The organism is Bradyrhizobium arachidis (assembly GCF_024758505.1).
Classification (GTDB): Bacteria; Pseudomonadota; Alphaproteobacteria; order Rhizobiales; family Xanthobacteraceae; genus Bradyrhizobium; species Bradyrhizobium manausense_C.
Map to the genome: position 1 here is coordinate 6016135 of NZ_CP077970.1, position 17802 is coordinate 6033936.

The window sequence follows — 17802 nt, forward strand, 5'->3', positions numbered from 1 at the left end:
CCACTCGATTCCGTTACTCGATCCCGTTACTCGATTCCGTTACCTGGCTTCGGCGAAATGGCCGAGGTCCGGCTTCGCGATTCCAGTCACGGCCGCGTCCTTCCAGCCCGCGCGACCAGCGCGCTGGCCCTGCTGGTGACGGCGCAGCTTGCGCATGTCGCTCAACCCTTCAACGTTGACGGCAGGGCCCGATCCGATCGCCTCGACCGGCCGCGGCGTCAGCAGCGCGTCCAGCCGCGCATGGCCGGAGAGGCCGAGCAGGTAGAACGACCCTGCCCCGCTCTTCTGCGCGAGCCAGGTGTCGATCGTCTCGTAACCCTCGCCGTCGACCGACACGTTGCGCAGCATGCTGGCGCCGGTGAAGGCATTGCAGCAGGTGTGCGACGACCCGTAGTTGGTGACGGTCGCCGAGACGTCGCCCGAGTAGAACACCACGTAGCTGTTGCTGATGTTGGCGTTGCCGATCTGGCTCATCGTGAACACGCCGTCGGGCTGGTAGAGTTGCAAGGTCGGCCAGGCCGACGGCGCCGGGGAGCGGTTGTTCAGCAGCACCTGCTGGGTTGCCGTGGTCAGCATCAACTGGCCGGGCACGTAGCCGTTCACGATCGTGACGGCCGGCGCGTCCGTGATGAAGGTCGCGTCCACAACCCTGAACTGGTTGATGATGATCGCGTCCGGATCGATGAAGACGTTGGCCGTCGTCGCCGTCCCGCCATTGTAGCCGGTGATGTTCATGATCAGCGGGATCGACGGGTTGGATTTGATCTGCTCGCCCTTGACGTTGATCGTGTTGGCGGCGAGGTCGAGCTCCTTGACCACGCTGACGAAGTTGATGGTCAGGTCGTTCGGCGAGGACAGCTTGACCGTGTTGCCGCGGATGCGATCGAGCGCGATCGATCCGGCCGATTCGAAATGCGTGTCGCCATTGGCCGAGAGCGATCCGCCGCGGATCGAGCCGGCATCGGAGCGCAGATTGATGTCGCCGGCATCACCCGGAATGCCATTGGTTGTGAGCTGGCTGAACACGATGTCGCCGTGGGCGTGGAGCGACTGCGTGCCGCCGCTCACGGCCGTGCCGAGCGTGATGCCGCCGGTCGTCGCGGTGAGGCCGAGCGTGCCCGCAACCTCAAGATTATCCCAGCGCACGATCTGGCCCTGGAGCAGTGCATTGCCGGTGGCCGCCGTCAAATTATGGCCGGTGTTGGAGGTCGCCGCGATCAGGCTCACGGAGCCGTGGGCGTCGACCGAGCCCTGCGTGATCACGCCGCCCGAGGTCACCGTCTGCGCGAGCAGGAAGCCGGTGTCGGCGTTGACGTTGATGCTGCCGGCATCGCCGGTCACGCCGGTTGCGGTCAGCGCGTTGAACGTCACGTTCTGATGGGCGTGGATCGTCTGCGTGCCGCCGCTTTGCGCCGTCTTGAGGGTGATGCTGTCCTGGCTGGAGGTGATGGCGAGCGTCTTGGCGACATCAAGCGTGTTCCAGTTGACCGCACCATTCGCGGTGAGCGAGCCGGATCCGGTCGCCGCCGACAGCGTGTTGCCGGTGATGGCCGTGGCTGCCGCCAGTGTCGCCGAGCCGTGGGCGTTGACCGAGCCCTGCGTGGTGACGCCGCCCGAGGTCACCGTCTGCGCCAGGATGAAGCCGGTGTCGGCGTTGACGTTGATGCTGCCGTCATCGCCGGTCACGCCGGTTGCGGTGAGCGCGTTGAACGTCACGTTCTGATGGGCATGGATCGTCTGCGTGCCGCCGCTCTGCGCCGTCTTGAAGACGATGCTGTCCTGGCCCGAGGTAATGCCGAGCACCTTCGCGACATCAAGCGTGTTCCAGTTGACCGCACCGGTCGCGGTGAGCGAACCGGAGCCAGTCGCCGCCGACAGCGTGTTGCCGGTGATGGTCGTACCGGCCGCCAGCGTCGCCGAGCCGTGCGCCGCGACCGCGCCCTGCGTGGTGACGCCGCCCGAGGAGACCGTCTGCGCGAGGATGAAGCCATTGTCGGCCGTGACGTCGATGTTGCCGGCGTCAAGCGTCGCACCGGTCGTGGTCAGCGCCTTGAACGTGACGTTCTGGCTGGCATGGACGGTCTGCGAGCCGCTGCTGTCGGCGGTGCCGATGACGATGCTGCCGCCATTGGTGACCGCACGGAAGCTGCCGGAGGCCCCGCTCGCCGTGCCGGCCAGCACCTGGTCCATCGTCAGGCCTGACGTGCCGAGCATGTCGACATTGCCCTTGACCGCCGAGAGCAGCGTCGCCTCGGTCCCGGTCAGGGCCTTGAGGTAGATGCCTCCATCGCTCGTGCTTGCCGATAACAGCGCCGCGTTGAAGTCGAGCCGCCTGGCCGAGCTGCCGATGCCGTTCGACGCCGAGAGCGAGAGACCGGCGCCGGTGCCGGACGCGATGAAGCTGGTCTGGCCGTCGCCGTTGCCGAGGATCGCACCCGGCGCACTGACGCCACCCGCGCTGACGACGATCGACGGCGCATTGCCGGCCGCGGCATAGGAGGCCTGCGAGTTGAGCTGGCCGATGGTCGCATCGCCCGTGGTCGCGACCGAGATCACGCCCGCGGCATCGATCGCCGACCAGGCGCCCATCGACAGCGTCGCCGAGGCCAACGTCACCGCGCCCGTGCTGCTGGACGCCACCACCGGCGCTGCGTTGGTGCCGGCTGCGAACGTGATGGCGCCGTTCGCCAGCAACTGCATCAGGCCGACGCTGGAGACATCGGCGTTGATGGCGAGCGCGCCGACCGTCACGTTCAGCGTCAGCGCGCCGCCCGCCGACAGCGTGCCCCAGGTGCCGGTCGCACCGATCGTGAGATCGCCCGACGGCGCCAAAATGCTGACGTTGCCGACGGCGGAGCCGGTGACGGCGCCTGAGATTTGCACCTGCAGGGGTTGAAAGGCCGAGCCGTTGAAGCCGATGCTGCCGCCGGCGCGCAGATCGAGCTCCGAACCCACCATATGCACCGCCGTGCGGTCGGTGAACCCGGCCTCGGCATAGATGCTACCGGTCGCCGTCAACTGGATCGCGCCGCTCGCCGAGATGTTGCCGAGGATGAGATCGCCGGTTGTCTGCTTCAGATAGATGCCCTGCCCGGCCGAGACCTGATCAAGCCGATCCGTCGTCGGGTTCGTGAATGCGACCTGGAGCGCGTTCGCGTTGGCCGCGGGGTCGCTGCCGGCGGTGCCCGCGCTTCCGATGTTGCCGTGCTCGGCGATCAGGGTCAGGTTGGGAATATCGCCCGAGATCACCGGCACGCCGGTCACACCGTTGGAAATGCTGCCGACGACATTGAGCTTGACGTCGCCGGTGCCGGTGACCTGGACGCCATTGGCCTGTGCGGCGCTCATCGAACCGTAGTTCGACGCCGTGATGCCGCCGAGCGCGAGATTGTGCAGGCTGCCGAGATAGATCTGCGACTGCGCCTTGGCCGAGACCGCCGTCGGGTCGTCGAGCACGACGAGGCTCTGCTGCGACACGCTGACCGAATAGGTCACGATGTGGCTCGTGGGATCCTCGACCGCGTGGACGGTGAGCTGCCCGGGACCGGCCGAGGCAAGCAGCCCCTTCTGCGCCGCCGTGAGCGACGAGGAATTGACGCTGGTGAAGCTGAAGGTCTCCGGCAGGGCCAGATTGCCGATCGAGCCGTTCGGCGCGTAGAGCATGACCTGGCTCGCCTGGATGTTCGGCTTGAGATCGTCGATCGGCGGCGGCGTCGCGCCGACGGCAGACGACGAGACCGTATAGGCGAGCTGGTCATGCGTCCACTGCGAGCCCGCCGTGATGATGGTGTAGACCTTCTCGGTCGACGCCAGCGTGTATCGGTAGTTCGCGTTGTAGCTCCCGAGCGCCGTTTGCAGCGCCGTATTGGTCGGCATGCGCTGATCGGCCGGAGCGACGTTCTGGAACAGATTGGAGAACAGGTTGGTTGCGAGCGTGGCGCCGAACAGGGTCGTCAGCGAGTCCGTGAGCTCGGCCGTTGACTTGATGCCCAGCAGGAACTGATCCCTCTGGAGCCGCGCCATGGCCTCGGCCTGCATGTCGGCCGCCTGGACGTTGGACGGATCGATGCCGAGCTTGGCGGCGACCTGCGCCCGCAGCACGGTCTGACCGATCGCGCTATAGACGCAGTCGGTGGCGCAGTTGGTGAAGACGACGTTCTTGAGCTGGAAGTAGTCATTGTAGGCCGCCGTGACCATCGACTGGTAGCTGTTGACGGCTGTCGTGGCGGCGTTGCCGCTGAGCAGATCGAGGCTGGTCCAGACGCTCTGGAGATGCGCGCTCTGCGCCGCGGTGAGACCGACCGCCGTTTGTCCGTTGAGGATGCTGGCGCGGTTGCCGTCGGAGCCCGCGGCCTCCAGGAAGACCGGGCCGCCGGTCGACGAAATCGTGCCGAGCCGCAGGTCGCCCTTCGACTGCACGATGTAGGTGCCGGTGGCCGACGCGCTGTTGAGAACGCCGCCGTCGACGCTGCCGTCGACCAGCGTCGTGCCCGTCGCCTGGATCACCAGCGGATTGATGTTGGTGAGCACGGTGGCGCCGTTGCTGACGCCGGTCTTCGCACCGATCGCTCCACCGGTGGAGTTGATCTCGATGTTCTTGCCGACCACGACGGGGTTGGCGACGTCGTAGGCGGACGCCGAATTGATGTCACCGGTCGCCGAGATGAAGACGCTGCCCTGCGGCGCGTTGCCGGACACCGTCGGAGCCACCTTCACCTGGTTGATCGAGAGCGCGCCTACCGCTGCGATCGCGATGTCGTTGTCGATCGAATTGGCGGTGAGGCTGCCACCATAGACCTGCACCTGGACGGGAGCCCCGCCCGCGCCGATCTTGCCGATGCCACCCGGAGCGGACAGCGTCACGCTCGTCCCCGATATCACCGGATTGTTGGCATTCGCACCGACCGTGATCGACGAGTTTGCGCCGGTCGCGGCGACCGTGGTCGTGCCCTGGAGATTGTTGATCGGACCGTTGATGACGATGCTGGAGTTCGAATTGACTGCAACCGTACTGGTGCCGCCGCCGTTGAACTGGATGTTGATCGGGTTCGACGCCTTGACCGTGTTGGTCAGGGTCAACGTGATGTGGTCCCAGATCTCCTGGTACCAGTCGTAGTGGCCGTCTGCGCCGCAGCACTTGCCGGCTGTCGTGTTGTAACCGCCGCCGTGATACGAGCCGCTCGCGGTGACGACCTCCTGGAAGTTGCTGCTCTGCAACTGGCCGGTGGTACCGCCACCGGTGGCCTGCTGCACGTTCGAAACCAGACTGTAGGTGCGGACGAAGGAGCTGCCGGTTACGGGATCGCGCGAGGTATAGTGCCAGCCATAGTCGAACTGCGTGCTGGTCGCCGGACGCTCGAGCGTCGCCGTATCGACCCACTGGTAATACATGTTGGCTTGCGGCGTGTATTGCAGGCCCGCCGTGCCGCTGACGCCGGTCAGCATCGAGGCGGTGTACTGGCTCGCATTGACGCTGTTGGTCTGATACGTCGACACCTGCTGGCCGCCGGCCGCGGCCGGATTGTACACGTACCACGTCGTCTGCTGCTTGAGCTGGTCGACGATCTGGATCACGCTGGCGGCGCTGACGCCGGTGTTGATGGTGTTGGTGACGAGCTGGAGACCGGTGGTGTTGTGCACGTTGATCGTGCCGGCGCCGCCGTTGATGATGATGTTGCCCTGCGAGACGTTGTTCTCGGTCGAAGTCGAGATGATCCTGCCGTTCAGGTAGACGTAGCCGCCCGAGCCCTGCACCACGCTGTTCAGTATGATCTGGTCGGTCGCGGCATTGTACTTGGCGCCAACCAGCACGTCGGTGCTGGTGTCCTTCGTCAGATATTGCGTCAGGTCGACATAGTTGCCGTGCTGGGCATTGGTCTGGGCCTGCGCAAAGGCCTTGCTGTCGCCCTTGAGCAAATTGATGGCGTTGAGCGCGGCGTTGTCGATATTGACCGAATAATTGCTGCTCGAGCCGCTCTGGATGGTGCCGTTGACGTTGAGCACCGACGCCGACAGGATGATCGCCTTGCCGACGATGAACGGCGCGTTGGCCGGCGGGCTGATCGCCGTGTTGGCGGTCTTCGGCGTGATTACGTCATTCTGGATGTTGATGACCTGGAAGTAGGCCGCGCATCCCGAGCAATTGAATGGGGTCTGGTAATCGCCGCTGTTGGTATAAACGCCCTGGTTATCGTAGGTCGTCTTCTCCCATGGCGCGGTGCTGATGGTCTGACGCGTCGGCCCCTCGATCGTCGCGAGCGTGCTGGTGCTGCCGACGCTGCCGCCGCCATTGTTCGGCGTACCGTTCCCCGTCGGCAGGAAGATCGCCGAATAGAGCGAACGTCCGTCGTAGTACAGTTCCAGCATGCGCGCGGTAAAGATCGTGCTGTTGGAGGCCGTGCCGGCAACACCCTCACTGCCGGACGCGCAGCAATAATAGAAATACGGGTGATTGCCGCCGCTGGCGATGTGCACGCCGGTGTCATAGGCGCCATAGGCGCCGAGATAGGTCGCCGCTGCCATCACCGCCGTCAGCGTGTCGTTGTCGTCCGGCTTGTACTGGACGTTGGCCCATTGCGAGGCCACGTCGTGGTTGGTGGTGAAGATGCTGCCGACGCCGCCATTGAAGGTGAACGAGCCGTTCGGCACCACCATCTGGATCGTCGCCGCATCGAGCGTCTGCGACGCCACGACGTTGCCAAGGCTGTTGGTGATCTTGAGCAGGCCGTTCTGGTTGGTGACGACGCCGTCGAAATAGATGTCGGGCGTGCGGGTCAGCGTGTTGCCGTTCTGGTCGACGCCAAGGCCGGTGTTGGGGTCCTTGCGGTTGTAGGTCGCGGAGATGTCGATGATCGGCGTCGCGCTGGGCGAGGCGTTGAAGGTGACATTGGAGTGCGAGTCCGGATCGACATGGTCGATCTGCCGGTAGGTGATGTTGCCGCCGGTCACGTTGGTGACCGTGAGGTTGCGCACGGCGACGAAGTCGAGGCCCTGGTTCTCGATCTTGATCATGGGCGAGCTGCGCGCGTTGACAGACGGCGCGGTGTGGCCCGCATCGCTGTTCCCGGTCAGCTTCTGCGCCAGGATCGAGACGTTGCCGGCGGACACCAGGATGTCGCCGAACGCGAAGGCGTTGCCGGACGCGTTGGCGGCGAACGGCGCCTGCTGGATCAGCGTGTTGATCTGGCGCTGGATGTCACCGGTCGGATCGGAGCCGGTAAACATGATCGCGGGCTGCCTCTGGGCGAGCGCGGTTTGAACCTGCGTTGTGGTCAATCCGCTCAGCGAGACGAGCTGGGACACGATCGTCTGGTAGGGATTGAAGCCGCCGACGATGGTATACTGGATCTTCTGGTTGTTCCAGCTCATCACCGGGCTGAAGTGATTGACGTCCTGGACGTACTGCAGTGAGAGCGGATCGTACGGGCTCGTGGTCGACAACGTCGGCGCGCTGGCGCCGAGCGCGATCGTGATGGTCTCGTCATTGTGGATGCCGGCGACCACGAGGCCGTTGAGCGCAACGTCGCCGGTGCCGCTAGTGTGGCTGTGGTTGTCGCTGTTCTTGGCGCTGAAAATGTCCAGGTACGGATTGTAATTGCTGCCATTGCCGGCGGCCGCGACCAGGCCCTGGGTTGCACCCAGAAAGATGTCGCGCGCGCCGAGCACCTTTGAGCTGTCGGCCAGCGTCAGGCTCGTGGTGTCGGCTGCATTGGCCGTGCCGCGATAGAGTGTGGAGATCGGAATCGCCGTGTTGTTGTAGACGACCGTCGTCGCGGTCGCCTGCACGCTGGAGTAGACGGTGCCGTCGCCGGCAAGGCCCGCATACATATTGATCTGGCCCCAGGCCTCGACCGTCGAGCTGGAGCCGAGGTTGACGGCCTGGGTCGCATGGACCCAGCTGTTGGTGCTGGCGCCGACGCCGGCGATCGCGCCGTAGAGGCTGGCATTGGCGTTGTTGGCCGCCGCCATCCGTGAAGCCGAGCCGATATAGATGTTGCCGGCACTGAACAGCTCGCGCGCCTGAATGTTGACCGTGAGCGTGGCATTCGCGGTCATGTCGGATTCGGCGCCGCCGCCGGCGAACAGGCTGGCCGTCGCCAGGCTCGCCGTATCGGTCGTGTTGAGCGTGTTGTAGGCCTCGATGTTGATCACCGCCGTCGACGACCGCGGATCGTCGTTGAGGCTCAAAATCGTGCCGGCGTCGATGTTGGTGTTGACGGTCTGGGTAACGTTGGAGCTGCTGAGCGCGGCAGCGCCCGAGAACGAGCCGCCGGAGCCCGAACGCGCGCCGCCGCCGGCCTGGTTGACGATGTCGTTGGCGATGACGACCATGTCGCCGCCCGCCGAATTGATGATGAGATGGGTCCCCACCTCGGCTGTCGTGGTCGAGGTGACGTCGTTCTGCGCCTTGCCGGCGGAGACGCCCGCCGTAGACGCCTGGTAGGCGTCTCCGCTCGCCGCATAATTCGTCGTGCGCGTGGCCTTGATGCTAAGGCCGCCGAAATAGAGCGTCTGGTCGGTCGTGTCGCCATTGATCATGGCGTCGGTCACGGCCGTGCTGCTGGTCGTCGCGACCGCAGCAGCGCCGGCATAAGTGCCGCCCGCGCCGACGATCGCATTGGCGACGTTGGTATCCGTGCCCGTGGCGGTGATCTGGAGAATGCCAGTATTGGACGCCGACGTGATCGCGTCAGCACCGAGATAGGCGTGGGTGTGGGCGTTGGACGAGGTCTGTGCGACGCTCGCGCCCAGGGCCAGGAACCCGGTCGAGAGGCCGGTCGCCTCGGCGTATTGGCTGCTGTCGTTCTGGGCCGCGATAACCACATCGGCGTTGGGAAGCGTGATCCCGGTCCCGCCATAGGCCTTGACAGTGACGTTCTGCGACGCCCTCGCGTAGCTTCCTTGCGCGCCGATCAGCGAGCCGCCGCCGCCCGCGAGCGACCAGGCGTAGGTGGTCGTGCCGCCGGTCGGAACCAGCGCCATGGCGGTCACCGCAAGTGCGCCGCCGGAGAAGACGGCATTGTCGCCGACATCGGCCGTGACCGTGGCTCCGACCACCGACTGGGCGATCGCAACGCCAACCGCACCGCCGCCGACCGAGACGCCGATCGCGCTGCTCGACAGATCGGGCGTGATCGACGCCGTCACCAGGGTGCCAACATTGCTCGCCGACGTGGTGATCGAGGAATTGGCCCCGATCTCGGCCAGCACGGTCGAGTTTTCCTTGGCCTCGGCATCGGCACCCACGCCTGCGAGGATGCCGCCGCCGAGCGCAGTGGCCGTCGTGGTCAGCTTGCCGGCGCCGGATGCACCAACCGCCAGCGTCGAGGTGTCGACGGTGGTGCCGTCCAGAACCTTTGCCGCGACCGAACTCGACCGTCCGGCCGTGGCGACCGACGCGCCGACAGCTGCGGCACCGCCGGTGACGCCGCCCGTAAAGACGACCTGCGTCGATGAGTCCAGCGCCATGACGGCAATACCATTGCCGCCGGTGCCGGTGACACTGCCGCCGAGCTGGGCCGTCACGGTGTTGGTCACGTTGCCGACAGCCACAGCGGCCTGCGCGCCGAAATAAAGCGCCGCACCGCCCGCAATCGCCTCGGTGTCGATGGTCTTGCCAGCATAAGGGCCGGTGTTGGCGTCCTTGACCAGAGCCGCAACGTTGACGGTCGGCGCGGAGACGATCGCGCTCAGGTTCGCGAGCACGCTGCTGTTGACGCTGGTGTAGCCGATGCCGGCACCGATGCCGACGTTCTTTGCAAAGCCGGCACCGAGCAGGTACATCTTGGCTGCGTTGGCACTGGTGGCGCCGACATTGACCTGCGTGCCCACAACATTGCCGCCCGCGATCTGCGCGGTGACGCCGTCATTGCCGCCGGTCAGCACTGTCGAGACATCGTAGGTCGAGCTGGCATTCGCCGAGCTCGGATCGCCGGACGTGCCGCTCGCCACCGCGTCGCTTCCATGCGTGGTGCTGGTCCTTGAGTTCACCGACGCAATCGTGCCGTTGCCATTCTGGTTGAGCTGGCCGGTCTGCTGCCCCTGCGTATCCGGGTCGGCGGTGTTGGTGCCGATGATGATGACGCCGACGGTCGCACCGATACCGACGCTGCCACCTATGCCGGCCGTCACCGCGTAGGACAGAACTTCCTTGGTGCTGAGCGCGCCGACATTGATCGCGCCGGCCGAATTGAGGTCGCTGTTGCGGCTTTCCGCAATGGTCTGGCTCTTGAAGACGATGACATTGGCTGCGGCACCGACACCGACACCCGCCCCGCTGGCGCCGACCGCGAGCGCGCCCGCGATCTCCTTGATCGCCACGTCCTCGGTCGCATTGATCGTGACCGCGCCGGCCGCGCCGCCCGTCGGCGACTGCAGCGTGGTGTCGTAGACGCCCGCGATCGTGGTGTTGTTGGCGATTTCGATGTTCGCCATGCCGGCGATCGCGGCCGTTCCCGTCGAGAGCGCGCCGCCGATCGCATAGGCCTCGAAGCGGTTCTTCGTGTTGGCCTCGACGTCCAGCGCGCCGCTCAGATTGAGCGCGGTCGTGTGCGCAGCGCCAGTGCCCTGATAGTGGTACTCATCGCCAACATAGGCCTCGGTGCGGTTCGAGGAGACCTGGACCAGGAACGCCGCGCCGATCGCGGCCTGGCTGCCATAGGCGCCGGAACCGTTCGCCGAAAAGATGCCGGTATTGTTGGTGGCGTTCACCGTCAGCGACGCGGCCGTCAACGCGCCGCCGTCGACATAGGCTTCCGTCGTCGCCTGGAACACGTTCAACCCGACCGAGCCGGTGTTGAAGCCGATGGCGATCGAGGACGCATCCTGCTCGGCATTGGCCTTCACCGTGACGGCGCCGACCGTCGCGCTCGACGACTGCACGCCGCCGACCGTGGCGTTGGTGATGTAAGCGAGGGTATCGCGCGCCATCGTCGTCGAGATGATGGTGGCGCCGCCGCCGCCATTGCCAGTGGGCGGGATGATGCCGGCGCCGAACGTGCCGGAATAGGAGAAGCTCGACGCGGCCACCTCGATCTGCGGTGCCAGCGTCGTGGAGGTCAGGCGCGTGTCGATGGATGCGCTGTCGATATAGGCCCGGGTCGCACCGCTCATCACATTGGTGATCGGGTTGATCATGATGGCTATGCCACTGCTCGCCGAGAGCGAGGCGACGTTGGCCACGACCGCCTGGTGCGAGCTCGCGACGACGGCAAGGCCGCGCACGGTGTCCTGGTTCTCGGACAGATCAGGCGTGCTATCGCTCGGCCGCTGCGCAGTGCCGAGATCGAAGGCATGGACGAGCGTGCCGTTGTTGACCGAGAGTGTATCGGTTGTGCTGGTGCCGAGCGCATCGACCTGGGTATTCGCACCGCTGATATAGGCTGCGGTGGTCCCGGTGATCTTGTTGGTCACCAGCGAGCCCGCGCCGCCAGCCGCGCCCTTGCTGATGGACACGGCGCCGGCGAATACGGCCGCCTTGTCGTTGTTGCCGGCGATCACGCCAACGTTGTTGGTTGCGGTGACGTCGGCGCCATTGATACCGTTGGTACCGGCAGCCGTGATGCTGGCGGTGACGTTGGTCCCCATCAGATTGGTGGCGACCGACCCTGCCAGCCCGACCTGCGAGGACATCGCAATACCAAGGGCTACGGTCGAGATGCTGGCGTTCGAGTTCGCGTTGACGGCAACGTTGCCCGATGCGGTCAGCCTGGAGCCGGTGACGCCGGCGCTGACATTATTGGCGATGCTGCTGTAGACGAGCGCAAGGCCCGCGGCGCTGCCCTGGGTTGAGGCGCCCGCGACCGCCGCGGTTCCGGTGATGCTGGAATTGTCGGTCGCGGAGACGGAGATATTGCGGCCCGTAACGCTCGATTGCGACGCGCTGGACAGGTTGTCGCCGATGGCCGCCGAAACGGTATTGGCGATGCTGCTGATCGTCATGCCGCCAACGCCGGCAAACTGTCCGGTGGCAAGGCCAAAGCCGATCGTGACCGACTGGATCTTCGAGGAGTCGACCGCGCTCACGCTGACATTGCCGCTGCCGGTCGACATCAGCACGTTGGCGATATAGGCCGAATGCGTCGTTGCGATAGTGTCGTAGATGATCGAGGCGCCGACATTGTTCTTGCCGGCCTGGATGAGGCCCGCAACGGAGATGATGCTGCCCCCCGGACCGTTACCCGTGCCGTCGTTGAGCGCGGCCGCGCTGAAATCAATACAGTTCTGTCCCCCCGTGCCACCGGCGACCGTGCAGGTATCCGAGGCGAGAAGATTGTTGTTGTTCTTCTTGACGAGGTTTCCGAGCGCCGTATCCAGCGCCGATACTGCGCCGCTGTCCGCCAGCACGGTGACGCGACCGACATTGATGTTCACCGTCGCGTTGCTGCTGATATAGGCCGTCGTGGTCGGCGTGATCTCGTTGACGACGATGGCGCCGGAGAGACCGTTGGCCCCTGCCCCGCCCGACGCCGCGCCGGAGGCGATGACGCTGGCGTTGTCGGCCATCACGAGCAATGTGTCGTAATTGCTGATCGAGGTCGACTTGATATGCGCGTCGGTGGCCTTGCCGTCCGTGGGATCGCCGATCGAGGCATAAGTCATGGCGACGCCGAACCCGGCCTGGCCACCCGACACATACAACGAACCGCCACCCACCGCGATGTTGGTGGTCTGATAGGCGTCGACCTCGAGGGCGCGATTGACGCCGGTCGAGACGCCCGTGATGGTCGAATTCTCGACATAGGCATTAGTGCTGTCGGTGAGGATACCGACCGACAGCGCGATCGAGACGGCATTGGATCGCGGCGCCGCGGCAAGGCCGATGGCCACGGCCATTTCCGATCCGCCGCTCAGCGCCTGCACAGTCACGGACTGCTGGTTGTTCATCGTGCTGTTCTTGATGAAGGCCAGCGTGCTGTTGTTCGAAATCGCCGCGGCGATCGTGCCGTCGACCGCTACGCTCGAGGAGCCGGAGGATCCAGCCAGGTTGGCGGCGGCACCGCCTGACCCGTTGTCGAGGATCGTATTGTTGAGCGCCTGCACCACCGTGCTGGCCGTCAGGCCATTGGTCGTATAGCGATTGACGGTGACGCCGGTGATCGAGGCGCTCGTCGCCAGATTGGTGTCGCTGACGGACGAGCTGCCGGCGATGTCGACCGTCATGCCGTCGCCGGAGGCGCCCGACGACGAGCTGATCTTGGTCAGCGCGCTCGAAATCCCGCTCAGTCCGCCCGTGGCGGCCGCGCCGGCCGCGCTTGCCTTGGTGCCGAAGTCAGAAACCGAAGGCTCCGAGATTGCGGCCGCGATCGACGCCGCTGTGATCCGGCCAGCGGTCGTCGCAGAAATCACCAGCTTGTCGCTGGCGATCGTGCCATTCCCGCCGCCGTTTCCGGAGAACGGATCATCAGCACTGAAGGGGCCAGGCCGGATGTCGGCGTGGTTGTCGCCGACATAAGCGGAGGTATCGGTGGTCGCACCGAGATAGGCGACGGCAAGGCCGACCGCCGAATTGCCACCGGCGGACACGGCGCCCGCGACCGACAGCATCGACAGATCCTGCTGCGCGAGCAGATTGACCGTCGGCGCCGACACATTGGCGCCCATGCCGATCGAGGCATGCGTCGTGTTGTGCACGAGCGCGATCGACGTGATGCCGTTCAGCGCCAGCGCGCCGGCTGCCTTGCCGGAGGTCGGCGCAACACCGAAGAACTGGTCGGTGGTCGACGCGGTGATGGAGATGTTGTCGGACGCACCGACCGAGGCACCCGACGCGACGCCGGCAATGGTGTTGTTCCAGAACTGCACCAGGTTGAGGGCGCCACCGAGCGACGAGCCACCTGACGTGTTGCCCGGAAGGAGGCCGAGCGTGCCGACATTGCCCGCAGCGTCGATCGAGGCCGAATAGGCGTTCGCCGAGATGGATAGTGTCGCGTCGAAGGCCTGCGTCGCGCCCGTATCAAGCGGGGCCGTCCAGGCGCCCGTGCCGCAAGTCGCGATCGAGCAGGTCGACGTCAGGCTGGCCCCGGTCGCAACCCACGCGGTCGTGTTGTTGTGGACCATGAAGTTGTTGACGGAGCCCGCGACGCCGAGCGTGTCGCCGGCATCCGCGGTCGCGTTGGCGTAGCTGGTCAAAATGCTGCCGCCGACGCCGAGATTGCCGTTGAGATGCCGCAGAACGTCGGTGAGCCCGTTCCACTGCAACCAGGTGTTGGTGATCGGCATGTAGGTGTTGGCGACGACCCCGATCTGCGGCGCGTTGATCAGGGTTCCGGCCCCGATATAGGCGTTGGAATTATGCGTGAAGTCGCCCCATGCGACCGCGGCCGCGACGGCTACCGACTGACCGTCGACCGGGCTCGAGGTGATCGCCGAGGCCGTCGCAATGCTGCGCACGCCGACGTCGATCACGTTCGAGATGACCGCGACGTTGCCTGACGTATAGATCGACGGCGCGCCGCCACTGGGATTTTGCGCAATCGCCGCCGTCGCGCTCTCTGTGCTGCGCGCGATCGAAAGGGCCGCAGCCGCCTTCAGATTCAAATCGGCGGTGAACAGCGTGCTCAGCTGCTGCGAGAACAGGCCAGGATTCATCGTGCCGACGACTGCCGCGCCCTGGAGGCCGGCGATCAGCGCCGGCGTGCCGGTGATGGTCGAGGACATCGTCGAGTTCGACGTCGTGTTGGAGGTCGCCTCCACCGTCAGCGCGCCGTTCATCCGGTTCGACGTGCCGGTGCCGAGCGAGCCACCCATCGTCGCGGTCGCCGACGTATTGACGTTGCTGATCGCAACGGCGCCGCCGACGCCACCATTGAGCGAAGGATTGTCCAGCCCGACGGAGGTCGCCGATGTCGAGAAACTGTTGTTGTTCAACGCTCGCAGGGCAAGTCCGCCCGCCGACCTGGTCCCGACGCTCAGGTTGGCGCCGGTCTCGACGTTCGCCGTCGTCGTCACGGATGCGGTCGAATAGGCCACCGTCGCCACGAGAACTGCGCTCGAGGTCAGCGACACCGCAGCGACGTTCATATTGGCGTCGTTGATGGCCTTGATGTTCAGGTAGCCGCCGGCACTGATCGTCGCGTTGTTTGCGATGTTGGTGGATACGTTGCCGGCGATGTTGCCGACCACGACCGCAGCGCCGACCGGCGATACACCCAGGAGCGTCGAGGCGATCACGGGATCTTCGGCTCTCTCCGAGCCGTGCGCGTTGATCGAGATGTCGCCGCTGCCGGAGATGTTGGCATGGCCGTTGATGGCAATATTCGCGGTTGCGCTCGCTGCGACATAGCCGCCATTGAGGCCGAGGATCAGCCCCGGCACGGATTCGCCAACCAGGGCAAAAGTCCCGGCAATCGAGCTGGTGAAGCTCGCCGTGGCGGTCGACGTCGCGTTGATCGAGATAGCGCCGCCGGTGATCTTGCCGTCGACCGTGATGCCGGTGGTCGCATAGGCATGACCGGACAGCAACGTCTGGCTGGCGGTGGCGGTCAGCGTCACATCGCCGTCGACGTAGTTCGTTCCGCCGAAATTGACCACCTGGGCCAGGATCTGCGCACCATTCTTGATGTCTATGTTCGGCGCCTGGATGGTGACGCTGTTGGCGTTACCCGTCGAATGGCCGGAGCCATCGAGACGGCGCGCGTCGATCAGCGCATGCGCAGCCAGCGTAACAGAATCATCAGCCTGGATGAGGTAGTTGGCACCTGCGCTGAGTCCGGCGAGCGCAGCCGCGACAGAGCTGTTCGACAGCGTCACGCCGGTGTCGCCTTGGGCAGCATCACCGACGACCACGTCGGTCGGATCGATCAGCAGCGTGCCCGCCTTGCCGTTCGGCGCGGCTACGTTGACCTTGATGCCTTGGCCGATGTCGATGATGCCGTATGCGCTCAGCTCGACAAGACCGGCATTGCCGGTCTTCGAGCTGGCGTTGAACCGGGCGCCGCCCTTGACGGTCAGGTTCTCGGTGGCCTTGAGGCGGATATCGCCGGCATCGCCCGTCTTGCTGGCGGCGCTGAGTCTGGCGTTCTTGCCGATATCGATGTTCTTGCCGGCATCGACGATGATGGTGCTCGGCGTCGTGGTCTTGCTGCGTGCCGAAAGCCGTCCGTTGACGGTCGCGTTGTTGGCGGCGCCGATATGAATCGAGCCGTTGCGCACGGTGATCGCTGCCGCGCTGCGCAGTCCCTTGGAATTGACCGATGCGGCGAATTTTGCGGCGTGATCGAGATTGGCGATGTCGCGCTGGCTTGCACCGCCGCCGACGAGGACGTTCTGCCCGGTCAGGCGGACGCCATCCTGGGCGTTGATCCGACCGAAGATCCTGATGTTGCCGTCCGGCGAGACCGGGAACGAGCCGGCCATCAGATTGCCGACGGCCGAACCATTGATCTGCCCCTGTGCGCCGATCAGGCTGTCGGTGAACTCTCGCGTCGGCGTCGACACGTTGAGGCTACCGACATTCACTATGCCGCTGCGGCCGACGACAAAGCCCTTGGGATCGGCGAAGAAGACGTTACCGCCGATCTGGCCGTTCATGTAGGAATTGAGCGTGCCGTTGACGTAGACGGGCGCGTCACGGACGATGTTGACGAGGTTTTGCGTGCCGGTCGGCAGTTGCAGGTTGACCGTGTTGCCCTGGCCGACGCTGAACTGCGAGAACGAGTTGAAGGCGTTGACGCCAGAGACCGTCGACGTCGTGACGTTGGTGACGTTGCCCGAGGTCTGCAGGCTGGTGCCGGTGCGGCCGTCCGGGATGATCACATTGGCCGTCTGCGCCTGCAGCCTGACGCTGAAGACGGGCAGAAACACCATCTGCATGGCGCACAGCAGCGCGGTCCCACGCAGGCGCGCGAACGCCCGCAGTGTCAGACCATCATCGTCTCGCGTTGCAACCGGCCCGCGCATTTCAAAGCCTCGTCGTCAGAATTGACCGGGCGGAAGCTTGAAGATGTCGGGGCTCTTGGCGTCGGCGACGTAGAACAGCAAGAGGCCGGTCGGCGTAAGCACGCGCTGATTGTTCTCCTTGGTCTCGAAGGTCCCCTGGAGCAGGAGGATCACCGAGCGATCCTTGGCGTCGCTGCCGCGGAACATCACGATGCCGCCGTTGACGGGCATGTTGACGGCGATGGAGTCGGCCTTGAAGCCTTCGTTGAGGAAATGGGCGCGCAGGATATTGGCGTTGGAGAACAGTTTTTCCGGCGTCATCGCCGCATCCGTCGCCTTCGACCAGACCGCGCCGACCTGGATCAGCGACTTGGACTTGTAGCCGAACACGTAGGAGAGTTCGGCAGTGCCGCCGTTCGGCAGCAACTCCGGCACGGGGAGCAGCACGCTGTGCGTCAGTTCGGCGGGATTGTCCTGGGTCTTGATCGCCTCAGGCTTCGCGGCAAAATCCTTTGATATCGCGGCGCGGACATCGGCTTCGTTCATTCCGAACTTGGCGGAACGGAAGCCATCGATGGCCTTGCCCGCCTTGTCCTCGCCACCAGGCGCTTCCGTGGCTGGTGGCGCGGAGGTCGCCGCGGTGCCGGCACCGGCGGCAACCGCCTTCGGAGCAGGGGCAGCCTTCTGTCTCGGTGCGCCTTGATTCGCCGTGCCCTGGTTTGCCGGTCCCTGTGCGATCGCCGGGCTGACCAAAAGGGACGTCAGAAGGCCGCTCGCGGCCAGCATGGAATGGAGTCTGCGCATCTCAAACCTTTAAAAAACGTCGGCAACCGAAGCCCGAAAGACGAAAATCAAGAAACGGTTGGCTCACCAGGAGCAGCCGTTGGGACCACACAACAAATGCTGCAACGCCACAGAGATCAG

At 65.2% G+C, this 17802-nt stretch carries 2 protein-coding genes; both read right to left on the minus strand.

Annotation, left to right across the window (positions count from 1 at the left end; translation table 11 throughout):
• Positions 1-39 precede the first annotated feature (39 nt).
• Positions 40-16899, minus strand: a complete 16860-nt coding sequence (locus tag KUF59_RS27950; RefSeq protein ID WP_258767250.1) for a leukotoxin LktA family filamentous adhesin — start codon at positions 16897-16899, stop codon at positions 40-42.
• A gap of 15 nt (positions 16900-16914) precedes the next feature.
• Positions 16915-17682 carry a hypothetical protein gene (locus KUF59_RS27955; protein ID WP_212455419.1) on the minus strand — a complete coding sequence of 256 codons (768 nt, stop codon included), beginning with the start codon at positions 17680-17682 and terminating at the stop codon, positions 16915-16917.
• Between the last annotated feature and the right edge of the window lie 120 nt (positions 17683-17802).